Annotated in this window: 14 protein-coding genes and 1 pseudogene; 3 read left to right on the forward strand and 12 right to left on the reverse strand. The window is 67.0% G+C overall.

Going from position 1 to position 21,341, the window contains the following annotated elements:
• The first annotated feature begins 110 nt into the window (after window positions 1-110).
• Together ACFJI2_RS10165 and prsK are read left to right on the forward strand one after the other, a co-directional pair.
• Entirely contained in the window at window positions 111-1,511 is a 1,401-nt protein-coding gene (locus tag ACFJI2_RS10165; RefSeq protein WP_377704878.1) for a TIGR03013 family XrtA/PEP-CTERM system glycosyltransferase, read from the forward strand.
• Window positions 1,511-2,986 (forward strand): XrtA/PEP-CTERM system histidine kinase PrsK, encoded by a 1,476-nt coding sequence (gene prsK, locus ACFJI2_RS10170; protein ID WP_377704879.1) that lies wholly within the window; start codon window positions 1,511-1,513, stop codon window positions 2,984-2,986. Before ACFJI2_RS10165 ends, prsK begins: the two co-directional genes overlap by 1 nt.
• Here prsK and prsT read toward each other — a convergent pair.
• The 10 genes and pseudogenes from prsT to ACFJI2_RS10220 all read right to left on the reverse strand — a co-directional run bounded on the left by prsT (window position 2,983) and on the right by ACFJI2_RS10220 (window position 13,774).
• On the reverse strand, window positions 2,983-4,734 hold the full coding sequence (gene prsT / locus ACFJI2_RS10175) for an XrtA/PEP-CTERM system TPR-repeat protein PrsT (protein WP_377704880.1): 1,752 nt from the start codon (window positions 4,732-4,734) through the stop codon (window positions 2,983-2,985). The two genes, prsK and prsT, sit on opposite strands and share 4 nt — an antisense overlap.
• A gap of 82 nt (window positions 4,735-4,816) precedes the next feature.
• On the reverse strand, window positions 4,817-5,527 hold the full coding sequence (locus ACFJI2_RS10180) for a SpoVR family protein (protein WP_377705819.1): 711 nt from the start codon (window positions 5,525-5,527) through the stop codon (window positions 4,817-4,819).
• A gap of 145 nt (window positions 5,528-5,672) precedes the next feature.
• Window positions 5,673-6,104, reverse strand: a pseudogene (locus ACFJI2_RS10185) (SpoVR family protein); the annotation flags it as partial.
• Complete coding sequence (locus tag ACFJI2_RS10190) at window positions 6,101-7,369, reverse strand: DUF444 family protein (protein ID WP_377704881.1); 1,269 nt, start codon at window positions 7,367-7,369, stop codon at window positions 6,101-6,103. The pseudogene ACFJI2_RS10185 and the gene ACFJI2_RS10190, both read right to left, overlap by 4 nt.
• Window positions 7,366-9,282 carry a serine protein kinase gene (locus ACFJI2_RS10195; protein ID WP_377704882.1) on the reverse strand — a complete coding sequence of 639 codons (1,917 nt, stop codon included), beginning with the start codon at window positions 9,280-9,282 and terminating at the stop codon, window positions 7,366-7,368. Before ACFJI2_RS10195 ends, ACFJI2_RS10190 begins: the two co-directional genes overlap by 4 nt.
• A gap of 137 nt (window positions 9,283-9,419) precedes the next feature.
• On the reverse strand, window positions 9,420-10,865 hold the full coding sequence (locus ACFJI2_RS10200; protein ID WP_377704883.1) for a catalase: 1,446 nt from the start codon (window positions 10,863-10,865) through the stop codon (window positions 9,420-9,422).
• A 9-nt stretch (window positions 10,866-10,874) separates the two neighbouring features.
• Complete coding sequence (locus ACFJI2_RS10205; RefSeq protein WP_377704884.1) at window positions 10,875-11,561, reverse strand: LuxR C-terminal-related transcriptional regulator; 687 nt, start codon at window positions 11,559-11,561, stop codon at window positions 10,875-10,877.
• A 131-nt stretch (window positions 11,562-11,692) separates the two neighbouring features.
• Entirely contained in the window at window positions 11,693-12,382 is a 690-nt protein-coding gene (locus ACFJI2_RS10210; protein ID WP_377704885.1) for a YoaK family protein, read from the reverse strand.
• A 63-nt stretch (window positions 12,383-12,445) separates the two neighbouring features.
• Entirely contained in the window at window positions 12,446-13,351 is a 906-nt protein-coding gene (locus tag ACFJI2_RS10215; protein WP_377704886.1) for a LysR family transcriptional regulator, read from the reverse strand.
• A 15-nt stretch (window positions 13,352-13,366) separates the two neighbouring features.
• The gene (locus ACFJI2_RS10220) at window positions 13,367-13,774 is read right to left on the reverse strand and encodes a hypothetical protein (RefSeq protein WP_377704887.1); all 408 of its coding nucleotides are present in this window, start codon (window positions 13,772-13,774) and stop codon (window positions 13,367-13,369) included.
• Window positions 13,775-14,170: 396 nt separating this feature from the next.
• Here ACFJI2_RS10220 and ACFJI2_RS10225 point away from each other — a divergent pair, with 396 nt between their 5' ends.
• Complete coding sequence (locus ACFJI2_RS10225; protein ID WP_377704888.1) at window positions 14,171-16,156, forward strand: ATP-binding protein; 1,986 nt, start codon at window positions 14,171-14,173, stop codon at window positions 16,154-16,156.
• An 18-nt stretch (window positions 16,157-16,174) separates the two neighbouring features.
• Here ACFJI2_RS10225 and ACFJI2_RS10230 read toward each other — a convergent pair whose 3' ends face one another.
• Window positions 16,175-18,637 (reverse strand): transporter substrate-binding domain-containing protein, encoded by a 2,463-nt coding sequence (locus ACFJI2_RS10230; protein ID WP_377704889.1) that lies wholly within the window; start codon window positions 18,635-18,637, stop codon window positions 16,175-16,177.
• A 69-nt stretch (window positions 18,638-18,706) separates the two neighbouring features.
• Entirely contained in the window at window positions 18,707-21,244 is a 2,538-nt protein-coding gene (locus tag ACFJI2_RS10235; protein WP_377704890.1) for an EAL domain-containing protein, read from the reverse strand.
• Between the last annotated feature and the right edge of the window lie 97 nt (window positions 21,245-21,341).

Consider the following 21,341-nt stretch of genomic DNA (forward strand, 5'->3'; position numbering starts at 1 on the left):
GGCGCGGGTTTGCGGTGCGCCGGGCTTGTTGCAGCTCAAGGCGCCGGCCGAATGTGCGCGGCATCATGGCTGGACCACTGCAGCCCATCCGACGGGCGCGGGAGCGAACCGTGATCCGTATCTTCAACCATTATGTGCCGCGCATGGCCTTCGTCTTGCTGCTGATGGAGGTGCTGCTGTTGCTGGCGGCGGCGGGGCTGGCGTCGCTGGCCTGGCTGGCGGAGGCGCAGCGCGCCGCGCGGCCGGGCAGCGTGTACTGGAGCGCCGTGCTGTTCGCCCTGCTGACCGTGCTGAGCATGGGCACGCTGGGCATGTATCAGTCCGATTTGCGCCTGCATCGGGGCGAGGCGCTGCGCCAGACCGTGCTGCGCATCGTGCCGGCGCTGCTGCTGGCGTTTTGCCTGCTGAGCATGCTGTACCGGCTGATGCCGGGCTTGCGCGCGGCGCAGCTGGGCGCGTTTGCCTTCCTGCTGGGCGGCTTCGGCGTGCTGATGAGCCGGCTGCTGCTGTTTTTCACGGTGCGTACCGAACGCATGGCTGACCGCCTGATCGTGCTGGGCGACGGCGCGCTGGCGCAGGAATGCATGGAGCTGGCGGTCAGCAAGCACGGCTTTCAGCGCTTCCGCGTCGTGGGCTGCGTGTCGGTGGCGGGCGAGGAACGGCGGGTGGCGGCGGCCTGCCTGCTGCCGGCGGGGCCGTCGCTGCTGGAGCTGGCGCGCGCGCACAACGCGGGCGAGGTGGTGGTGTCGCTGGGGGACCGGCGTGGCGGGGCCTATCCGGTGCGGCAATTGCTGGAGTGCGTGCTGGGCGGCGTGCGGGTGGTGGATGCGGCCGCCTTTTTCGAACGCGAGGCTTGCCAGATCCGCATCGATTCCTTGCAGCCGAGCTACCTGATTTTCGGCGGCGGATTCGATCAGAGTTTCTTGCGTGCAAGTGTGAAGCGCATCTTCGATCTGGCGGCCAGCGGGGCGATCGGCCTGGCGGCGCTGCCGGTGATGCTGCTGGCGGCGCTGTGCATCGTGGCCGAGGATGGCGGGCCGGTGTTCTATCAGCAGGAGCGGGTGGGCAAGGACGGGCGGCTGTTCAAGGTGCTGAAGTTCCGCAGCATGCGCAGCGACGCGGAAGGCGACGGCACGCCGCGCTGGGCCGCGCAGGACGATCCGCGCGTGACGCGGGTGGGATTTTGGCTGCGCAAGCTGCGCATCGACGAGTTGCCGCAGATGCTGAACGTGTTTCGCGGGGAAATGAGTTTTGTCGGGCCGCGGCCCGAACGCGCGTATTTTGTGGAACGGCTGGGCAACGACGTGCCTTATTACAATGTCCGGCACAGCATCAAGCCCGGCATTACCGGGCTGGCGCAGGTGCGCTACCAATACGGGGCGTCGGTGGATGACGCGGTGCGCAAGCTGCAATACGATTTGTATTATGTGAAAAACAACAGCCTGTTCCTGGATCTGCTGATCCTGATCGATACGGTGCAGGTTGTGTTGCTGGGCAAGGGGAGCCGCTGATGTCGCGCCTGCTCCTGTCGCCGCTGTTGACCGCGACCATGTCCGCGCCGTTCGCCGCAGCGGCCAGCCATGCCTTGGCCGCGCTGGCGTTTCTGGTGTTGGCCGTGCTGCTGGTGCCGGGCTGGCGCGCGGGGCGCCATTCGGGCGCGCTGATGGCGGCATGCGCGGCCACGGCGCTGTGGGCCGCCGCCGCTGTCGGCGCGGCGCTTGCGGGTGCCGTCGGGGGCGCGCCCTGGGGCGGCGCGGCGGCGCAGGCTGCCGGACTGGAGCATGCAGCGGCTTGGCCGATGCGGACAGCCGAGGCGCTGGAAGCGGCGCGCACCGTGGCCTGGCTGGTGTTCCTGCTCTCGCTGCTGGGGCGCAGCGGGCCGAGCCGCAAGGGCCTGCTGGCAGCGGCCGTGGTGGTGGCGCTGCTGCCGCTGGCCTACGGCGGCCTGGCGGGGCTGCTGCGCCCGGCTGCCGCACCGCTTGCGGAGGCGGCCCTGCCGGGCCGGGACGCCTTGCTGCCCATCGTTTGCCGGGTGATGCTGGCGGTGGGCGGGCTGCTGCTGCTGGAGCAGTTCTATCGCGGCACGCCGGCGCACGAACGCTGGAGCATCAAGTTCGCCTGCCTGGGCATCGGCCTGTTGTTCGCCTACGATTTCTATCTGTACAGCGACGCGCTGCTGTTCCGCCGCATCAACGGCGAGCTGTGGGCCGCGCGCGGCCTGGTGTGCGCGTTCGGCGCGCCGCTGCTGGCGGTGGCGGCGGCCCGCAAGCCGCGCTGGAGCGTGGGGCTGGCCCTGTCGCGCCAGATGCTGTTCCGCTCGGCTGCACTGATCGGCAGCGCCGCCTATCTGCTGGCGATGGCCGGCTGCGCCTGGTATCTGCGCTCCTTCGGCGGTGCCTGGGGACCGCTGATGCAGGCTGCCTGGCTGGCCGGCGCCGCCATCGTGCTGGCCGGCGTGCTGTTTTCAGGCGCCATGCGCGCGCGCGCCAAGGTCTTCATCAGCAAGCATTTCTACCAGTCCGGCTTCGACTACCGCGAAGAATGGCAGTGCTTCACCCGCAGCCTGTCGACGGAAGGCCCCGACCTGGGCCTGCGCGTGGTGCAGGCGCTGGCGGCGCTGGTGGAAAGCCCGGCCGGCGCCCTGTGGCTGCGGCGCGAGGACGCGGCCGGCGACCGCTGCGAGCCGTCCGCCAGCTGGAACTTGGCGCGCCAGCACGGCGATACGAGCGCCGCGTTCTGCCAATTCCTTGAGCAGCGCCAGTGGGTGCTGGACGTGCCCGAGAGCCTGGCGCAGCCGGAGCGCTACGCGGGCCTGGCGCTGCCGCTCTGGCTGCACGGCGTGCCGCAGCTGTGGCTGCTGGTGCCGCTGATGCTGCACGGCCGCCTGTACGGGCTGGTGGCGCTGACCCGGCCGCGCACCCCGCTGGAGCTGAACTGGGAAGTGCGCGACCTGCTCAAGATCGCCGGCAGCCAGGCGGCCAGCTAGTAGGTCGCCAGCAGCATGGCCGGCGCCAGCGCATCGGGATTTTCGCGCTGTGCCCGCTCCAGCCAGCCGGTGGCTTCGGCGGTCTTGCCCTGGCCCGTGGCCAGGCGCGCCAGCGCGGTCATCACGGCGACGTTCTTTTTGTCCTTGGCCAGCGCGGCCTCGTAGCGCTGGCGCGCGCGTTCGGGCTGGTGGTCCAGCACGTCCAGCTGGGCCAGGTTGTCGAGCGCGGGCTGATAGGCCGGGTCCAGCGAGAGCGCGCCCTGGAAGGCTTGCCTGGCGCCGGCGAAGTCCTGGCTGGCCAGCAGCACGCCGCCTTTCAGGTTTTGCACGGCGGGATTGTTGCCTTGCTTTTCCAGCGCGGCCACCGCCGCCAGCGCCTTGGCGTAATCCTTGTTGCGCAAGTGGACCACCACCAGCATGATGCCGGCGCGCGGCGTCTTGGTGTCCAGGCTGCTGGCGCGCTCCAGTTCCGTGATGGCGCGCTGGCTGTCGCCCAGGCCGAGACGGCTGGCGCCCAGCGCCGCGTGCAGCGCCGACGCGTTGGGCGCCAGCTCCACCGCCTTCTGGAAATAGTCGGCCGCCTTGCCGAACTGCTGCATGCGCATATAGGCGTCGCCGGCGGTGGCCAGCAGTTCCGGGTCCTGCGGGTTTTTCTCGATCAGCGGCGCCAGCAGCGCATTGGCTTCGGCCGGTTTGCCGTTGCGCAGCAGTGTCGCGGCCAGCAGCTTGCTGGCGTACAGGTGGCCGGACAGGTTTTCCAGGAAGTGGCGCAGGTGCTGCTCGGCCTGGGTGTTGTTGTTCAGTTCATACTGCACCGCGCCCGTCAGCAGCACGGCGGGCATGTACTCGGGCGCCGCGCGCAGCACCAGTTGCAGCTGCTCCAGCGCGGCCGTGTAGCGCTGCTCGCGGAAGTCCAGCAGCGCCTGCGTAAATACCAGCGGCAGGCTGGCGGGCGAGATGGCGCGCGCCTGCACCAGCTGGGCCTTGGCGTCGGCGTATTTTCCATCCTGGATCAGCAGGCTGGCAATGTCGATGCGGGTCTGCAGGTCGGCCGGGCGCAGCGTGAGGATGCGCTCGTATGCGGCGCGCGCATCGGCCGGCTTGCCTTGCACGCGCAGCAGGTCGGCGCGGAAGCGCAGCGCGTCCACGTCCTCCGGATGGCGCGCGAGCGCCTGGCCGGCCAGCTCCAGCGCGCGCGGCGCATCGTTGCCCATCAGCGCGCGGCGCGCCTGGCCCAGCAGCGCCAGGCTGTTGCCCTCCTGTTTGGCCAGCGCGGCGTCCAGCAGCGCGCCGGCGTCGGCGCGGCGGTTCAGGCCCAGCAGCGCATAGGCGCGCAGGGCCATCAGGTCGGCGGTCGGCGGATTCGCGGGCAAGGTGGCGAGTACGCCTTCGAATTGCTGCTGCAGCAGCATGACGCGGGCCAGGCGCGGCAGGATGTCCGCTTCGGCCATGCCGGCCTGGCGCGCGCGCCGGTATTCCTTCTCGGCGGACGGCACGTCGCCGCCTTCGAGGTAGACGTCGCCAAGCAGCGCCCGCGCCGTGCTGTGTTCGGGGTCGGCCTGCAGCACGTTCTTGAGCTGGATGATGGCGGCCTTGGTATCGCCCTTTTTCTGGTAGGCCTGCGCTTCGGCGATCAGGCGCGGGGCGTCGGGCTTGTTCTTACAGGCCGGCAGGCAGGCGGCGAGCAGGCTGGCGAACAGGGCGGCACGGGCGGCGCGGGCGGCACGGGGCAGGGTGGCGTTGAGCATGATTTCTCCGGAGGGACGGGCGTAGAGTTCCAGAGTAGGCGCTTGGCGGGCAAGGCCTGTTGATCGGCCTCAACGAACCGGTTCAGGCCTGGTCGGGACAGGCCTGCAGGCAGACGGCAGCGCCGCGCTCGTTCATCGTGAGGAGCTCCACCGGCTGGCGCCAGATGCGGGCGATGTAGCCCAGCACGCGCAGCGCTTGCGGCTGCGCCAGCCCGCGCCCGTCGCGGGCGTGGTCGTGCACCAGCGTCAACCGCCCGTTGCCGACCGACTGCACCGACACGGTGGGCGCCCCGTAGTTGTAGCGCGGCGCCAGGATGGCTTCGTGCAGTGCGGGCAGGGAGCGGCTGGCGAGCCAGGCAGCGCCGTCCTTGTCCTGCTCGTAGACGAATAGCTGCAGCTGGCTGGCCATCTCCTGGTCCAGGTGATTGCGGATGAAGCCGAAGTCGTCCTCGTCGCGGCAGATGGTCTGCGCTTCGGCCAGGCCGTGGCGGGCGATAAGCCGGTCCCAGAGTGCGTAGCCCAGGTGGTAGGGATTCAGCTGCAGGGCGGCGTGGCCGACGCCGCAGGGGCGCACGATGTCGGAATGGGCGCGGATGGTGTCCAGGTACAGCGGCGGGGGCAGGAAGCCGGCTTCGCGCAGCAGGCGCGCGTGCCAGTAGGTGGCCCAGCCCTCGTTCATGATCTGGCAGGCGTACACCGGGTAAAAATAGAGCGCTTCCTCGCGCACGGCAAGCAGGATGTCGCGCTCCCAATCCGCCAGCGCGGGGCAGCGCTGGGCGATGAACCAGAGCAGGTCGCGTTCCGGGGACCCGGCGCGCCCGGGGGGCGGTGGCGCCGGGCGGTGGCGATGTTGGTGGCGATGGCGATGGCTGAGGGCGGCGGCCGGCGTGCAGGTCGACGTGGGCCTCCAGCGCCAGGGCCGCGTCGAGCACGGCGTCCACGGCGGGCTGGCCGTGCAGCCGCGCGGCGCGCTCGATGCGGTGGGCGCGCGCCGCGCTCTGCTCCAGGATGTTGCCGCCGGCCCGCTCCATGAAGCCGGTGAAGAGGGCGTTGCGGTGCACGAAATCGGCGTGGCCCAGCACATGGGCGGTCACCAGCGCGTCTTCCGCTTCGGTGTTGCTGTCCATCAGGAATGCGCGGCAGGGAGCGCCGGGGAACATCACTTCGTAGATGCGCGACTGGCCCATGTGGCGCATGGTCATCTGACGCAGGTAGCGCAGCCCGTAGGACCAGTGCCGCATGCGTACCGGCAGGCCGTAGATGGCGACCTCCAGCATGAAGCTCTCCGGTACGCGCTCGAACAGCACGGGGCCGCACTGCAGCCCCAGCCTGGCGGCCAGCGCCTCGAGGGCGGCGGCGTAGGCGCTCACGCGGCGGCCCCGTGGTGGCCGAAGAAGCGGCGGATGGCGTTCCAGGCGTCGTCCGGCTGGCGCAGCACGCAGATGGCGGCGGCGTCGCCCGCATGGTGGCGGGCGGCGACCAGCCGGTGCAGCTCGCTGGGCTGCGCGCTGCCCGGCCGCGGCGGGCCGACTGCGGTCTCGACGTAACCCAGGTAGTTCAGCAAGGGCGCCAGCGCGGCCAGGGCCTGGCTGGCGGCAACCCTGTCTTCGCTGTAGTTTTCGCCGTCCGAGGCATAGAAGAGGTAAGCGTTGTAGCGGTTGCCGCCGTAGTCGTTGCGCAGGATGTCCCGCGCCAGCTGGAACAGCGTGGACGCTTGCGTGCCGCCTTCGCCGGCAATCTGGAAGAACTCGCGTTCGGGGAACTCCCAGGCCCGGGTGGTGTGGGCCAGGAAGCGCACCGCCACGTCGCGGTAGCGATGGCGCAGGCCGTGCAGGGTGAAATGGAAGAAGGTCTTGGCCAGCCTGCGCTCGGACAAGGTCATGCTGGCCGATACGTCCAGCGCGAACAGCACCACGGCCTTGCTGGCCGACTGCGGACGCGGGTGGGCCTGGCGGAAGCGCAGGTCGTCGTTGACGAAGGCGGGCTGCGCCTGCGGCATGCGGGCGGCGCCGCGCTTGACGGCCTGCATGACAGTGCGGCGGCGGTCCAGCTGCGAGGGGCCGCCTTGCCGGCTCCAGCCGCTGCGCGCGTTGGCGGCCTCGCCGCCGGGACCGGATTTGGGCGCAAGGTGCGGCAGTTCCAGCTCTTCCCAGAGCCAGTCCATGATGTCGCTGGCGGCAAATTCCAGCTGGACGCTTAGCCGGGCGTCCCCGTCGGCGCCGCTGCCGGCGCCTGGTGCGCCGCCGTCGCTGGTGCCGGCGGCGCTGCCATCGCCGGTGCTGCCGGCGGCGCCGGCCGGGTTGGGGATGTTGGCGAGGTTGGCGGGGTCGGTGGGATCGCCTGCGCCCGGTCCGCCGCGGCCGCGCCCGGGATGCAGCAGGTCGCCGGGCCTGCCCGGCCCCTGGCCGGCGCCGCGCTCGCCGTCCGGCGCCTCGGCCAGGCGGAAGCGGGCATGTTCCAGCAAGTGCAGCGGCACCCGCAACTGGCGCTCGGGATGGCCGGACATCAGGTCCGGGCTTTCCAGCAGCTGCGGCATATAGGCCCGCACCGCCGCGCGCACCTGTTCATTGTGGCGCAGCCAGTCGCGCTCGCCGCGTGCGAACAATTCGTACCAGCGTTGCTGCTGCGCGTTCATTCCTGCGCCAGCAAAGTGGTGACATAGCTGAGCGCTTCGCGTGCGCTGTGGCTGTCGTAGCCGTATTCGTCCACCAGCCGCTGCTCCACGGCCGCGACCCGGCCGCGCACGCCTTCATCCGGCCGGCGCGCCGAGCCGACCAGGCGCAGCACGTCGCGCCGCTGCTCGAACAGGTATTGCTGAATGGCTTCGCGCAGCGGCGCGTGGCTGGCCAGGCTGAACTGTTCGCCGCGCTTGTAGGCGCCCATGGCCTTGCGCACCACCTCCTGCCGGAACGATTGCTTGCCCGCGTCGCTGACGTGGATCTTTTCCTCCACCGCGCGCAGGAAGCGCTCGTCCGGCCGCCGTTCGTCATTCGTGATGGGATCGCTTACCTGGCGGTTGTCCAGCATGGCTTCCACTTCGTCCAGATACTTGTCCAGCAAGTCCTGCGCTTCCTGCCCGAAGGAGACGAACAGCGCGCGGTGCACATCCTCCTTTACCCATGCGTTGTAGAACTCCTTGCGGGTGAACACCACGTGCTCCAGCCACGCGCGCTTCTTGCGCGGCTCGATGCGGGCGTCGCTCTCGATGGCATCCTTCAGGGCCAGCAGCACGTCCATGGTGCCCAGGCTGCGCCGCCCGGAATGGATGATGGCGTGCGACAGCGCATTGACCACGAAGCGCGGCGACACGCCGGCCAGCGCCTCGTCCGGCGCGCCCTCGCGCGTGGGCGCGCCTTCGCCGCGGCGCGTACCGTCCACGTCCTCGCCCGCATGCAGGCGCACCTTGCGCGCCAGCTCGTCCTCCCTGCCTTCGCTGTCGGGCAAGCGCGTCAGGATGGCGAACACGGCGGCCGCGTGCAGCGCGTGCGGGTCCAGGTGCGCGTCGCGGAAGGCCGGCGCGGCGGACTTGATCAGCTTGGCGTAGATGCGCGCCTCATCGCGGTAGTCCAGCGTGTACGGCACCTGCACGATGACCATGCGGTCCAGCAGCGCCTCGTTTTCGCTCTCCTGCACAAAGCGCCGGAACTCGGCCAGGTTGGTGTGCGCCACGATGGCCACGTCCAGGTGGATCAGGGGGAAGCGCGCCACCTTCACGTTGCGCTCTTGCGTCAAGGTCAGCAGCAGGTGCAGGAACTCGCGCTTGGCCTTCAGGATCTCTATCATTTCCAGCACGCCGCGGCTGGCGGCGTACACGGCGCCGGACCAGGACCAGGCGCGCGGATCGCCCTCGTCGCCCACCTCGGCCACCTTGGACAGGTCCACCGAGCCCACCAGGTCCGCCATGTCGGCCGTGGCCGGGTCGTGCGGGGCATACGTGCCCACGCCGCGGCGCTCCGCCTCCGACAGGAAGATGCGCTCGACCGGCATTTGCAGGAAGTCGCCGCCGTGCTGGCGTTCCAGGCGCGCGCGGCAATGCGGGCACAGCTCGCCCTCGGCCACGGCGCCGTAGCTGTCGCGGAACTGCGGCCGCATGCTGTGCGGCAGCAGGTGCAGCGGCGACTCGTGCACCGGGCAGCCGGCGATGGCGTACAGCGCGCCGTCCTCGCTCTGGCTGTATTCTTCCAGCCCGCGCTTGAGCAGGATCACCAGCGTGGACTTGCCGCCGGATGGCGGCCCCAGCAGGAGCAACATGCGGCGCCCGACTTCGGACCCGGCCGCGGCGGCCTGGAAGTAGGCGCCGACGCGGGCCAGCGCGCCGTCCAGGCCGAACAGCTCGCCCGCAAACAGGTCGGTCCCCGTGCCCGCGCGGCTCCAGCACAGCATGTCCCAGATGTACTGGTGCGCGTTGCGGGCAAGCAGGGCAGGGGCGGCGGGCGTGGCGGCCAGCACTTGCTCGATGAACTGGCTGAACGTGCCACGCCACGGTTCGGCGCGATGCCGCTGCGTGTAGGCGTGCAGGCTGTCCAGGAATGGCTGATGGTGGGCCACGGCGCTCTCCTCCGGTTGCCTACAGTATCTGCCTGGCAGCGCGGCGCGCGGTGAGGGACGTCAAGCGGAGGAGGGGAACTTTTCCGGGCGCGCCGGGTTCGGCGCGCCCGGGGGGCTTCTGGCTTAGCTGCTCTGGCTTACCTTGTGTTGTGGATGCGGGCAATGGCCGCCGCCACGCCGGCGCCGTAGGCCGGGTCGCACTGGGTGCAGTTGCCGATATGGCGGTCGATCACCTGCTGCGAGGCGCCGAGGATGGCGCGCGCCGTGTTTTCAAACAGCAGCGTTTGCTGGGCGGGCGTCATCAACTGGAACAGCAGGCGCGGCTGCGAGTAATAGTCGTCGTCGGTGCGGTGGTTCCAGTGGTCGGCCGCGCCCTCCAGCGCCAGCGGCGGCTCGCGGAAGTCGGGCTGCTCCACCCATTCCTGGTAGCTGTTCGGCTCGTACGGCGTGGCGCCGCCCTGGTTGCCGTCCACCCGCATCTGGCCGTCGCGGTGGTAGCTGTGGAAGGGGCATTTCGGCGCGTTCACCGGGATCGACGCATGGTTCACGCCCAGCCGGTAGCGCTGCGCGTCGCCATAGGAGAACAGGCGGCCCTGCAGCATCTTGTCCGGCGAGAAGCTGATGCCCGGCACGATGTTGGCGGGATTGAAGGCAGCCTGTTCCACTTCGGCGAAATGGTTGTCCGGATTGCGGTTCAGTTCCAGCACGCCCACTTCGATCAGCGGGTAATCCTTGTGCAGCCAGACCTTGGTCAGGTCGAAGGGATTGTACGGGCAGGCGGCCGCTTCCTTCTCGGGCATCACCTGCACGAACAGCGTCCATTTCGGGAAATCCTTGCCCTCGATGCTGTCGTACAGGTCGCGCAGATGGCTTTCGCGGTCGGCGCCGATGCGGGCGGTGGCTTCCTCGTCGCTGAAATTCTCGATGCCCTGCTGCGTCTTGAGCGTGAATTTCACCCAGTAGCGCTCGCTCTGCGCGTTGATGAAGCTGAAAGTGTGGCTGCCGAAGCCGTGCATGTGGCGGTAGCTGCGCGGAATGCCGCGGTCGCTCATCACCACCGTCACCTGGTGCAGCGCTTCCGGCAGCAGGGTCCAGAAGTCCCAGTTGCTGTTGGCGCTGCGCAGGCCGCTGCGCGGGTCGCGCTTGATGGCGTGGTTCAGGTCGGGAAACTTGAGCGGGTCGCGCAGGAAGAACACCGGCGTGTTGTTGCCCACCAGGTCCCAGTTGCCTTGCTCGGTGTAGAACTTGATGGCGAAGCCGCGGATGTCGCGTTCGGCGTCGGCCGCGCCGCGCTCGCCGGCCACGGTGGAAAAGCGCACGAACAGCTCGGTCTGCTTGCCGACCTGCGAGAACAGCGCCGCCTTGGTGTACTTCGTGATGTCGTGCGTGACGGTGAAGGTGCCGTAGGCGCCCGCGCCCTTGGCGTGCATGCGGCGCTCGGGAATCACTTCGCGGTCGAAATGGGCCAGCTTTTCAAGGAACCACACGTCCTGCAGCAGGGCGGGGCCGCGCGGGCCGGCGGTCTGGATATTCTGGTTGTCCGGGACGGGCGCACCGAAGGCGGTGGTCAGCTTCTTGTTCATATGGTGTCCTTACTGTAGTGCTGCGTTGTGAAAGCCGTTGTTCTGCGGCCGGGCCATGATGGGCTTGGGTTTCAGTGCGGCGGCACGCTGCTGGCTGGGGCCGATCAGGCCGCGCTGCGTGGCCACCACCACCGCGTGGGTGCGGGCGGTCGCGTCCAGCTTGCTCATCAAACCCTTGACGTGGGTCTTGACCGTGCCCACGCCGATGCCCAGCTCGCGCGCAATGGACTTATTGCAGCAGCCCTGGGCCAGCAGGCGCAGCACGTCCGTCTCGCGCCCGGTCAGGCTTTCGCGGCTCAGGCTGTCGGCCACGCAGCGCGTCACCGCCTCGCTCAGGTAGCGCAAGCCCTGGCTCAGCAGGCGGGCCGCTTTCACCAGTTCCTCGGCGCTGCAGCCTTGCAGCAGGTAGCCGTGCACGCCGCTATCCATGGCCATGCGCACTTCCCATTCCTTGTCGAACTGGGTCACGATGAGCACGCGCGGCGCCGGGCTGTAGCGGTCCTGCGGCATCTGGCGCGCGGCCGCGATGCCGCTCTGGTAATCGGCCACGATCACCTGCGCCATGCTCAGCGCATGCGGGCAGACGGCGTGGCTGGACACCGTGAATTCGGCGTGCTCGCCGAGGATGGCGCGCAGCCCCGCCGTCATGACGGGGTCTTCATGCATGATGTGGATGTTGGTGGTGTTGAGCTGCATGGTGATCTCCTACGTACTGCAGCAGCGAACGCTGTTGCTTCTCATGCATTTATGATGTACGGGCAAGGTAAGCAGATCAAGTTAAGAGATGTTAAACCGGGTTAACAGCCTTTTTGCAAGCGCTTTGCCTGTCAGGCCGATTGGGGGCGGGCGCTCCAGGTCAGCGCGGCCAGCAGCGCGATGGCGGGCAGCAAGCCGTAGAAACCGGCGTAAATATATGCAAAAGCGCCGCCGATGGCGCCCACGCCGAAAGCCAGGATGGGCCACAGGAATTTGGCGCAGCGGCGGTGGATGGTCTCGTCGGCGCCGCCGCGCGCCACGTCCACCAGGTCGATCACCAGCTGGGTCACGTTGCCCGTCATGACGGTGGTGGGCGTCAGATTGGACAGCAGCAGCTTGGCGGCGGCATTCTGCACACCCATGGCGGCCGCGCCGATGGCGCCGGCCAGCAGGGCCAGCGGCGCGTCGGATGTGGTCAGCGGCACGGCGGCCAGGCCGGCCAGCATGAAGCCGGTCAGCAACAGCAGTTGCAGGCCGAAAACGGAGCGCAGCGGCGCCATGCCGCGCCGCTCCAGCCACAGGATGTACAGCCGGGTAAACGCCACTGCGGCAACGAAAGCGCCGAAGGCAAGGAATTTGATCAGGACGCTGTTCCCGCTGGGGCGCGCCAGCTCGCTGCCGATCAGGACGAAGTTGCCCGTCACATGGGCCGTGAACAGGCCGAACAGGGCCACAAAGCCCAGGGTGTCCACGTAGCCGGCGAGGAAGCCGAGGGCCACGGCCTGGCGGGATGCTTGTACTTCGGTCTTGCTGTCTGCCATGAAATGCTCTCCATTGATGAATGGAGGCACTTTAACGCAGGGCGCGCGCGAATGCGCTCTCCCTTATGCCCTATCCCAGGGCGGCGTGTCCTTGAACTGCTCCACCAGGAAATCAATCATCACGCGCACCTTGGCGCTCAGGTGGCGCCGGCTGGGATAGACGGCCTGGATATCGATGTCCGGCATGCGGTAGTCCGGCAGCACCTGCACCAGGCGGCCGGCGCGCAGGTCGGCGCCGATCAGGAACGTGGGCTGCCAGATGATGCCCTGGCCGCCCAGCGCCACGGCGCGCGCGGTGTCGCCGTTATTAGTGCGCATCATGAACGGGATCTTGACGGTGTGCTGGCGGCCTTCGGCGTCCAGCAGCTGCCATTCGTCGCTGGCGGCATAGCTGTAGCCGATGCACTGGTGCTTGAGCAGTTCGGCCGGCGTGGCGGGCATGCCATGCCTGGCCAGGTAGGCCGGCGCGGCGCACAGCATGTTGGCCGAGCTGGCCAGCTTGCGCGCCACGTTGGAGGCGGAGCCGCTGCGGGAAATGCGGATGGCCATGTCGTAGCCTTCCTCGACGATGTCGACCACGCGGTCGATCAGCGCCACTTCCAGCTGCACGTCCGGGTACAGTTCCATGAAGCGCGGCCACAGCGGCGCCAGCTGCAGCACGCCGAAGCTGAGCGGCGCGTTGATGCGCAGCAGGCCGCGCGGCTGCATGGTGGCGGAGGAAACGATGGCTTCGGCTTCCGCCACTTCGTCGAGGATGGACTTGGCGCGCTCGAACAGCGCCTCGCCGCTGGAAGTGAGCGACATGCGGCGCGAGCTGCGGTTCAGCAGGCGCGTATGCAGGTGCGCTTCCAGGTCGCTGATGTAGCGGGTGACGTTGGCGGGGGAGGTGTCGAGGGCTTCGGCGGCGCGCGCAAAGCCCTCCTTGCGGACGACTTCGACGAACACTTCCAGTGCGCGCAGTCTATCCATCCGTGGCCGGGCCGCTTAGTAGCGGGTCCAGGTGTTGGCTGCGGTGCGGGTGGCGGCCGCTTCCTTGATATTGCTCAGTTCAGCGTCGCGTGCCTCGCGCTGCATTTCGGACAGCTGCAAGGCGGCCTTGGAGTCGCCGGCGCGGGCGGCGTCTTCAAACAGCTTGATGGCTTCGTCGCGGCGGTTGCTGTCGGCCTGGTACTGGCGGGCCAGTTCGCGGCGCGCTACGGCGGAACCCTGTTCCGCCCATTCGCGCAGTCGCCGCTCTGCAACAAAATTGCCGCTTTTATTCATTTGCAATGCCGTCGCTTCGATTACCGGGGCGGGCGGGACCATGTCGTCCTTCGCTTGCACGCCGATCAGTACGCCCACGGCAACCAGCACCGTAGCCACCAAAACGCCGGATTTGTTGAATAATTCCATCTTTCAGTTTGCCCCTATGCATGTCGCTATTCGGACGACGTGGACGCGGATAATACCACTTATTTCCGAACGACAACAAATTTTTTATGCTTTTGCTATTTGGTGCAGTGCATTACATCATGCACCTAACGCAGCCCCTTGCAAAGTGTTGGGGATATTAGCATGGCCATTTTGCGCAAAAAGCACACATTCCCACCAGACCGGGTAACAATTGTAACTACTTGTGAGATTCGTCAACGCACGGTAGGAATAGGCCTACATCGTTAGTGATTTATGAATGAATTATAAGCCGTGTGCATGTGGGAAGGGCATATACATAAGTATATCGCATGGGTCGCTGTGGCTGGGGTGATTGCGTTAGAATCAATCAAGTTGCCTAGTGATACGGGAGCGGAAATGGGGATACGTCCAGTGCTAGCCGGTACGCGCAACCGCCTGCGGGATACCGCGCTGCAGCGCAAACTGCTGCTGGTGTCCGTGGTGACGGCCGGCGTGGCGCTGCTGGCCGCCCTGATCGCGCTGGCCTCGTACGACGTGGCCGTGGCCCGTCCCAAACTTGTGTCCGACCTGGCCAGCCGCATCGAGCTGGTGTCGCTCAACCTGGACGCGGACCTCAAATATGGCGACAGCGCCGCCGCCACCCGCAGGCTGTCGGCCTTGCGCGGCACGCCCGAAATCCACAGCGCCTGCCTGTTCGACGTCCGCCGCAAGCTGTTTGCGCACTACCTGCGCGACGGCGCCCATCCATGCGCCTGGCAGGACAACATCGCCGCGCCCGGCCGGCAGCTGGTGGCGCGCCGGCTGACCATGAAAGTGCCGGTGTATTTCGAGCGCGAATCGGTCGGCTACCTGCAAGTTGCGTACGTCTTGCCGCCGCTGGTGGAGCGCCTGCGCCACTACGGCCTGGTGCTGGCCGTGGTGCTGCTGACGCTCACGGTGGGCGGCTTGCTGCACGCGCTGATCATCCGGCGGCTGGTAACGCGGCCGCTGCTGGCGCTGTCCTCGGTGGCGCACCGGGTCACGCAGGAGCAGCGCTACGACTTGCGCGCGCCGGTGGACGGGCGCGACGAGGTGGGGCGGCTGGCTGACGCCATCAACACCATGCTGGGCACCATCGCCGCGCGCGACGCCGCGCTGCGCCGCAGCCAGTCCCAGCTGGAAAACATCGTCGAAAAATCCTCCGCCATTATTTACATCAAGGACCTGCAGGGGCGCTACATGCTGGTCAACGAGCGTTTCCGCCTGACCTTGCCGGCCGGCGCGCCCGAGCCCATCGGCCAGTGCGACGTGCACATCTATGCCGGCAAGGCGGCCAGCCAGCTGCGCGCCAACGACCGCGAAGTGCTGGACACCGGCCACGCCAGGGCCTACGAAGAAACCGTGCCCGATCACACCGGCGAGGAGCGCACCTATCTGTCCGAAAAATTCCCGCTGATCGACGAGCACGGCCACATCTGGGCGCTGGGTGGCGTCTCGACCGACATCACCGAACGCAAGCGCGGCGAGCGCGAGCTGCTGCAATACCGCGACCGGCTGGAACTGGAAGTGGCCGAGCGCACCGGGCAGATGATGGAGGCCAACCGGGGCCTGGCGGCCTCGCTGGAAACGCTGCAACGGGCGCAGGACGAGCTGGTGCGCAACGAGAAGCTCGCCGCGCTGGGCGCGCTGGTGGCGGGCGTGGCGCACGAACTGAACACGCCCATCGGCAACAGCCTGCTGGCTGTCACCACGCTGGTGGACCAGACCCGCGCGTTCGAGAAACTGTCGGCCGAAGGCCTGAAGCGCTCCACCTTGCAGGCCTTCGTCGCCGACATCAACGGCGGCAGCGAAATCGTGCTGCGCAATCTGCACCGCGCGGTGGACCTGGTGGCCAGCTTCAAGCAAGTGGCGGTGGACCGCACCAGCTCGCAGCGCCGTATCTTCGTGCTGGCCGAACTGATCGACGAGATCCTGCTGGTGCTGATGCCCACGTTTAAGAAATCCGGCATCAAAGTGCGCCAGGAAGTGCTGGAGCCGATCCAGATGAACAGCTATCCGGGGCCATTCGGCCAGGTGCTGATCAACCTGATCACCAACGCCCTCAGCCACGGCTTCGAGGCGCGCAGCGAAGGCGAGGTGGTGGTGAGCTCGCGCGCGGTGGACGGCGGCAAGGTGGAAGTGTGCGTGGCCGACAACGGCGGCGGCATCGCGCCGGAAAACATGGGCCGCATCTACGACCCTTTCTTTACCACCAAGCTGGGCAAGGGCGGGTCGGGGCTGGGCCTCAACATCGTCTACAACATCGTGTACGGCGTGCTGGACGGGAAGATCGACGTCAAGAGCGAGCTTGGCAAAGGCACCCGCTTTACGATGACGCTGCCGGCTGGCATGGACAGGCGCTGACGGCGGCCCGCCGCGGCGTCAGCGCGCGTAATGCACGTGGATCAGTAATTTGATGCCCTCCACACAGGCCGGCAGCCGGGCGGCAAGCTGGCGTGCCAGATCCAGGTCGCCGCTAGCCCGCGTCGCCTCCAGCAGGCGCCCGAGATCGGCCAGTCCGGTCGCGCCGACGGCGCTGGCGGTGGACTTGATCCGGTGCCCCAGCGTTCCGACCAGCACGCCATCCTGCCGCTGAAGAGCCGCATCGATCTCCGTCATGGTCTGCTGCAGGGAGTCGATAAACACTTCGGTATAGCGCTCCAGCCGTTCCGGGTTGTCGGCGCAGAGCTTGGCGAGCACCGAGGGATCGAAATCCTGCGGTTCCGCCGGCGGCGCGGCGTCGGCAAGCTGCGCGGGCGGGGGCGGGTCCCGCGCCGGCAGGGCGGCTTCCTGCGCGCCGCTCCATTTGCGGAGGATGTCGAACAGCAGCGCCGCGTCGATAGGCTTGCTGATCACGTCATTCATGCCGCAGGCCAGATAGTGCTGGCGTTCCTCGTTGCGCGCGTTGGCAGTCAGCGCAATGACCGGCACCGCGCGCAAGGCGGGATCGGCCCGGATATGCCTGATCGCCTCCAGGCCATCCATCTCCGGCATCTGGATGTCCATCAGCACGCAATTGAACGCATTCCGGCGCAACTGGTCCAGCGCCTCCGCGCCATGATCCGCCACCGTGACCTGCGCGCCCGCGTCGGTCAGCATGTCGCGCGCTACCTGCTGGTTCAGCAGATTGTCTTCCGTCAGCAAGATGCGCATGCCCCGCAAGCAGGCCTTGCCGGACGGGGCGGCGCCGTCGTCGTTGCCGAGTGGCGCGCGGCCGAACGCAAACCGTATTTCGCACCAAAAGGTGCTGCCCAGGCCGATCCGGCTGTGCAGGCCTACCGTGCCGCCCATCAGCGTCACCAGTTGCTTGCTGATGATGAGGCCCAGGCCGGTGCCGCCGTAGCGGCGCGTGGTGGTGGTGTCGGCCTGCTGGAAGGGCTGGAACAGCTTTTCCTGCTCGGCGTCGCTGATGCCGGGGCCGTTGTCGCGCACTTCGAAACGCACCAGGCTGTCGCTGCCCGCCGCGTCGGCCTCGGCTGCGCAGATCAGGATTTCGCCGGTGGAGGAAAACTTGACCGCGTTGTTGGCGAAGTTGAGCAGTACCTGGGTCAGGCGCAGCGGGTCGCCGCGCAGGTAGCGCGGCAGCCTGGGATCGATTTCCAGCCGCACCCGCAGGCTTTTTTCAAGCGCCCTGAACAGAACCTGATCGTGCACGTTTTGCAGTACGCCCTTCAGGTCGAAATCGACAACCTCGATCTCCAGTTTGCCGGCGTCGATCTTGGAAAAATCCAGGATGTCATTGATGATGCCCAGCAGATGCTTGCTGGCCACATCGATCTTTTCCAGGTAGTCGCGCTGCTTGGGTTTCAGGTCGGTTTTCAGTGTCAGGTACAACATGCCTATGACGGCATTCATCGGCGTGCGGATTTCATGGCTCATATTGGCCAGGAAGTTGCCCTTGGCGCGGCTCGACGACTCGGCCAGATCCTTGGCCGCTTCAAGCTCCTGCGTGCGCAGCGCAACGCGCTGCTCCAGCGTCTCATTGGCGTGGCGCAGCGTGTTTTCAATCCGGCGCCGGTGCGCCAGATAGCCCGTCAGGACCAGCAGCACGATCAACGCCGGGACCAGGTAGGGCAGCACGTCGCGCAGCGACACCTTGCGCTCCTCGTAGATGCCGAACCACTTGTCGTAGATGTGATCGTAGCTGCCGTTTAGCTTTACGATCGACAAGCCTTCATTGATGCTGGCGAGCAGATCCGCATTGCCTTTTTGTACGGCAAACGAGAATTTTTGAGCGAAACCCACCCGGATATCCAGGGGTTTGATGCTGCCGATATCGTTAGCCAGCAGCGTCTGCATGCCGACCAGTTTGCTGATCAGCACCGCATCGTATTTGCCCGAGGCCAGCAGCTTGAAACACTCGGCGGCGGTGGCCTCCACCACCAGCTGCTTTTGCCATCCCTTGGACACTGCGTAGTCATGCGCCAGGTCTGCCTTCAGCACGATCACCGATTTGCTGGCCAAATCACTCTCGGCATGGATGCCGGTATCGCCCTTGCGCACGAAGATGGCGCCGTTGACCGTGACGTGCGGCACCGTGAAATCGGAAAACTGGCGGCGCGCGTCGGACTGCGCGAGGTTGATCAGCACATCGATCTTGCCGTCCTTGAATTCCTGCAAAATCTGGTTGAACGGTGCAACGCGCAGGGTATAGGGCAGTCCGCGCTCCTTGGCCACCGCCCGCCACAGCTCGACCGTGAAGCCGCCCGCCGTGGCGCTGTCGGCCCCGGTGGAGAAGGGCGGAAACTCGCTCTCGCTGCCCACCACCAAGGTCCGCGCCGGCCGCTCCTGCGCCAGCGCGACGCCCGGCGCCGGCAGCAGCGGGAGCGGCAGCAGGGGAAGCATTAGCAGCAGCGCCGCCATCCAGGATCTTATCCACTGTGCCATCGTGGTCCCTCCGGTTGGATTGTCCTGTTAAACCTGCCGACGCACGGCCTGCATTGCTTGCTGGTCCGCCCCGCCATGCAAGCGCCAGTGCTGGTCGAATACTTCCCGGATTTGCTCCCGCAGTTGCTGATCGTCCCAAGGCTTGGTGAAGAAGCGGTAGACGGCGCCCCGGTTGATCGCGTCGATCACTGACTCCAGCTCGGTATAGCCGGAGAGGATGATGCGGGTGGTGTCCGGATGCAGCTCCTTCACCTTGGACAGGAAGGTCGTGCCCGACATGCTAGGCATGCGCTGATCGCTGATGATGACCTGGACGCGGTGCATGGCCAGCAGCTCAAAGGCCTCGGTCGGCGAGGTAGTTTGCAGTATCTTGTAATTTTCCTTGCGGAAAACGCGCCTGAGCGCGTTCAGCATATACGGCTCGTCGTCCAGCAGCAGGATGGTGCGCTCGGGCTCGGCGCCACGCGCGAGCATGGGCCGCGCCAGCTGGTCGTGCAGCAGGGCGGTGAGCGCGTCTGCGGGCACTGGCTTGCTGAAGTAGTAGCCCTGCACGGCGTCGCAACCGATTGCGTCGAGAAACCCCAGCTGCCCCTGCGTTTCCACGCCCTCGGCCACGGTTTTCATCTTCAGCGACTTGGCCATCAACACAATCGTCCGGGTCAGCGACGCGTCGTTGGAATCGGTCGTGATGTTGCTGATAAAGCTGCGGTCTATCTTGATGACGTCGATGGGGAAACGCTTCAGATAAGCCAGGCTTGAATAACCGGTGCCAAAGTCGTCGAGCGCGAGCGTGACGCCTATATTCTTGATGCCGCGCAGCGCGGCCAGCATGGCGTCGCTGTCGTTGATCAGCATGCTCTCGGTTAGTTCGAGTTCCAGGTGGCGGGCCGGCAGCCCCGTGTCGGCCAGGATGCGCTCCACCAAGTGGACAACATTCTGCTGGCTGAATTGGTGCGCCGACAGGTTGACCGCGAGCGTCATGTCGTCAAAGCCCGCTGCGTGCCATTGCCTGGCCTGGCGGCAGGCGGTGTGCAACACCCATTCGCCGATCGGCCCGATCAAGCCCGTCTTCTCGGCCAGCGGAATAAAGCTGCCCGGCTGGATCACCCCGTTTTCAGGGTGGTTCCAGCGGATCAGCGCTTCCACGCCGCTGCACTTGCCGCTGCGCAGATCGACCTTGGGCTGGTAAGACACCTCGAATTGCTGCTGGTCGAGCGCAAGCCGCAAGGCCGTCTCCAACTCCACATACTGCTGGATGCGGCGCCCCATCTCGGGCGCGTAGAACTTGAAGCAGTTGCGGCCGCTCTCCCTGGCCTCGTGCATGGCCACGTCGGCATGCTTCAACACCAGTTCGGCGTCCTCGCCGTCATCCGGATACAGGCAGACCCCGATACTGGGCGTGACATGCAGCTCGCGCGCGTCCACCAGAAACGGCTCGACGAACAAGTCCAGCGTGCGCTGTACCGAGCCCAGCACATCCCGGTTGTCGGCGAATCCCGGGAAGATCAGCACGAATTCGTCGCCGCCGGAGCGCCCGACCGTATCCGATGCGCGGACCGCGCCCTTGATACGCGCCGCGACCGCCTGCAGCAGGCTGTCGCCGACGGCGTGCCCGTCGCTGTCGTTGACGAACTTGAAGCCGTCCAGGTTGAGGCACAGCACGATGACGCGCTGGGCGTCGCGCCTGGCCGCGTTGATGGCCTGGCTGAGGCGGTCCTGCAGTAGGTTGCGGTTAGGCAGGTCGGTCAGCTCGTCATAATTGGCGAGGTAATGAATGCGTTCCTCGGCCAGCTTGCGCGGCGTGATGTCCTGCAGCGTGCCGTTCATCGACTGGGCTTTGCCTGCGGCGTCGAACGTGACATCGGCCTTGCCATGGACGATGCGCACGGCGCCGTCGGAGCGTAGCAAGCGGTGTTCCAGGTCGTAGCTCGCCCCATGCTCGAGCGCGGCGCGGACCGCCTGCTCCACCCGTGGCTGGTCTGCCGGGTGCACCAGGGCGAGAAAGCTGCGATAGTTCTGCCCGAACGCCGCCGGACTGACGTCGCAGATGCGGTACATCTCATTCGACCAGCTGATGTAGTCCTCCGCTACGCTCCACTCCCAGCTGCCGACCGACGAGATGCGCTGCGCATTCGCCATTTGCATATCGCTCTTCAATACCGAACGGAAGGATGCGGCGGCCTTCAGGATAAACCGCACGCGATGCTGCAGCAGCTGCCAGTTGATCGGCTTGCCGATGAAATCGGTGGCCCCGGCCTCGTACGCCAGCGTGACCGCGTCCGTATCCTCCAGGGCGGTCAGCATGACGATAGGGCAGAATTCCATATTGGGCAGCTGGCGCGCCTGGCGGCAGGCTTCAAACCCGCTGGTGCCGGGCATCACGACATCGAGCAGGATAATATCGGGGGCGCAGGCGGCAATCGCCGCCAGACCGGAAGCCGCGTCGGCCGCCTCGACTACCTGCAGGCCGATTTTTTCCATATTGTCGCGTGCGAGGAGCCGGATAAATGGATCGTCGTCGATGACCAAAACAATTGCCGCGCGCTTCAAGGGTTCGTCCTTCATCCAGCTGGCCCCGTCTGAAAAGGAGAGTTCTCCTAGTCTATCGATGTCCATGCAGCGAAAGTACGCACATTGTCACAAGCTGCAAGCTGGGGCTTGA

This window comes from Pseudoduganella sp. UC29_71 (assembly GCF_042693265.1).
Classification (GTDB): domain Bacteria; phylum Pseudomonadota; class Gammaproteobacteria; order Burkholderiales; family Burkholderiaceae_D; genus Rugamonas.

Bases quoted from the DNA above. Each gene is read 5' to 3' on its own strand.
- ACFJI2_RS10190 (WP_377704881.1), bottom strand. From the start codon at position 7,369: ATGAACGCGCAGCAGCAACGCTGGTACGAATTGTTCGCACGCGGCGAG.
- ACFJI2_RS10220 (WP_377704887.1), bottom strand. From the start codon at position 13,774: ATGGAATTATTCAACAAATCCGGCGTTTTGGTGGCTACGGTGCTGGTT.
- ACFJI2_RS10230 (WP_377704889.1), bottom strand. From the start codon at position 18,637: ATGCTTCCCCTGCTGCCGCTCCCGCTGCTGCCGGCGCCGGGCGTCGCG.
- ACFJI2_RS10215 (WP_377704886.1), bottom strand. From the start codon at position 13,351: ATGGATAGACTGCGCGCACTGGAAGTGTTCGTCGAAGTCGTCCGCAAG.
- prsT (WP_377704880.1), bottom strand. From the start codon at position 4,734: ATGCTCAACGCCACCCTGCCCCGTGCCGCCCGCGCCGCCCGTGCCGCC.
- prsK (WP_377704879.1), top strand. From the start codon at position 1,511: ATGTCGCGCCTGCTCCTGTCGCCGCTGTTGACCGCGACCATGTCCGCG.
- ACFJI2_RS10205 (WP_377704884.1), bottom strand. From the start codon at position 11,561: ATGCAGCTCAACACCACCAACATCCACATCATGCATGAAGACCCCGTC.
- ACFJI2_RS10225 (WP_377704888.1), top strand. From the start codon at position 14,171: ATGGGGATACGTCCAGTGCTAGCCGGTACGCGCAACCGCCTGCGGGAT.
- ACFJI2_RS10235 (WP_377704890.1), bottom strand. From the start codon at position 21,244: ATGAAGGACGAACCCTTGAAGCGCGCGGCAATTGTTTTGGTCATCGAC.
- ACFJI2_RS10210 (WP_377704885.1), bottom strand. From the start codon at position 12,382: ATGGCAGACAGCAAGACCGAAGTACAAGCATCCCGCCAGGCCGTGGCC.
- ACFJI2_RS10200 (WP_377704883.1), bottom strand. From the start codon at position 10,865: ATGAACAAGAAGCTGACCACCGCCTTCGGTGCGCCCGTCCCGGACAAC.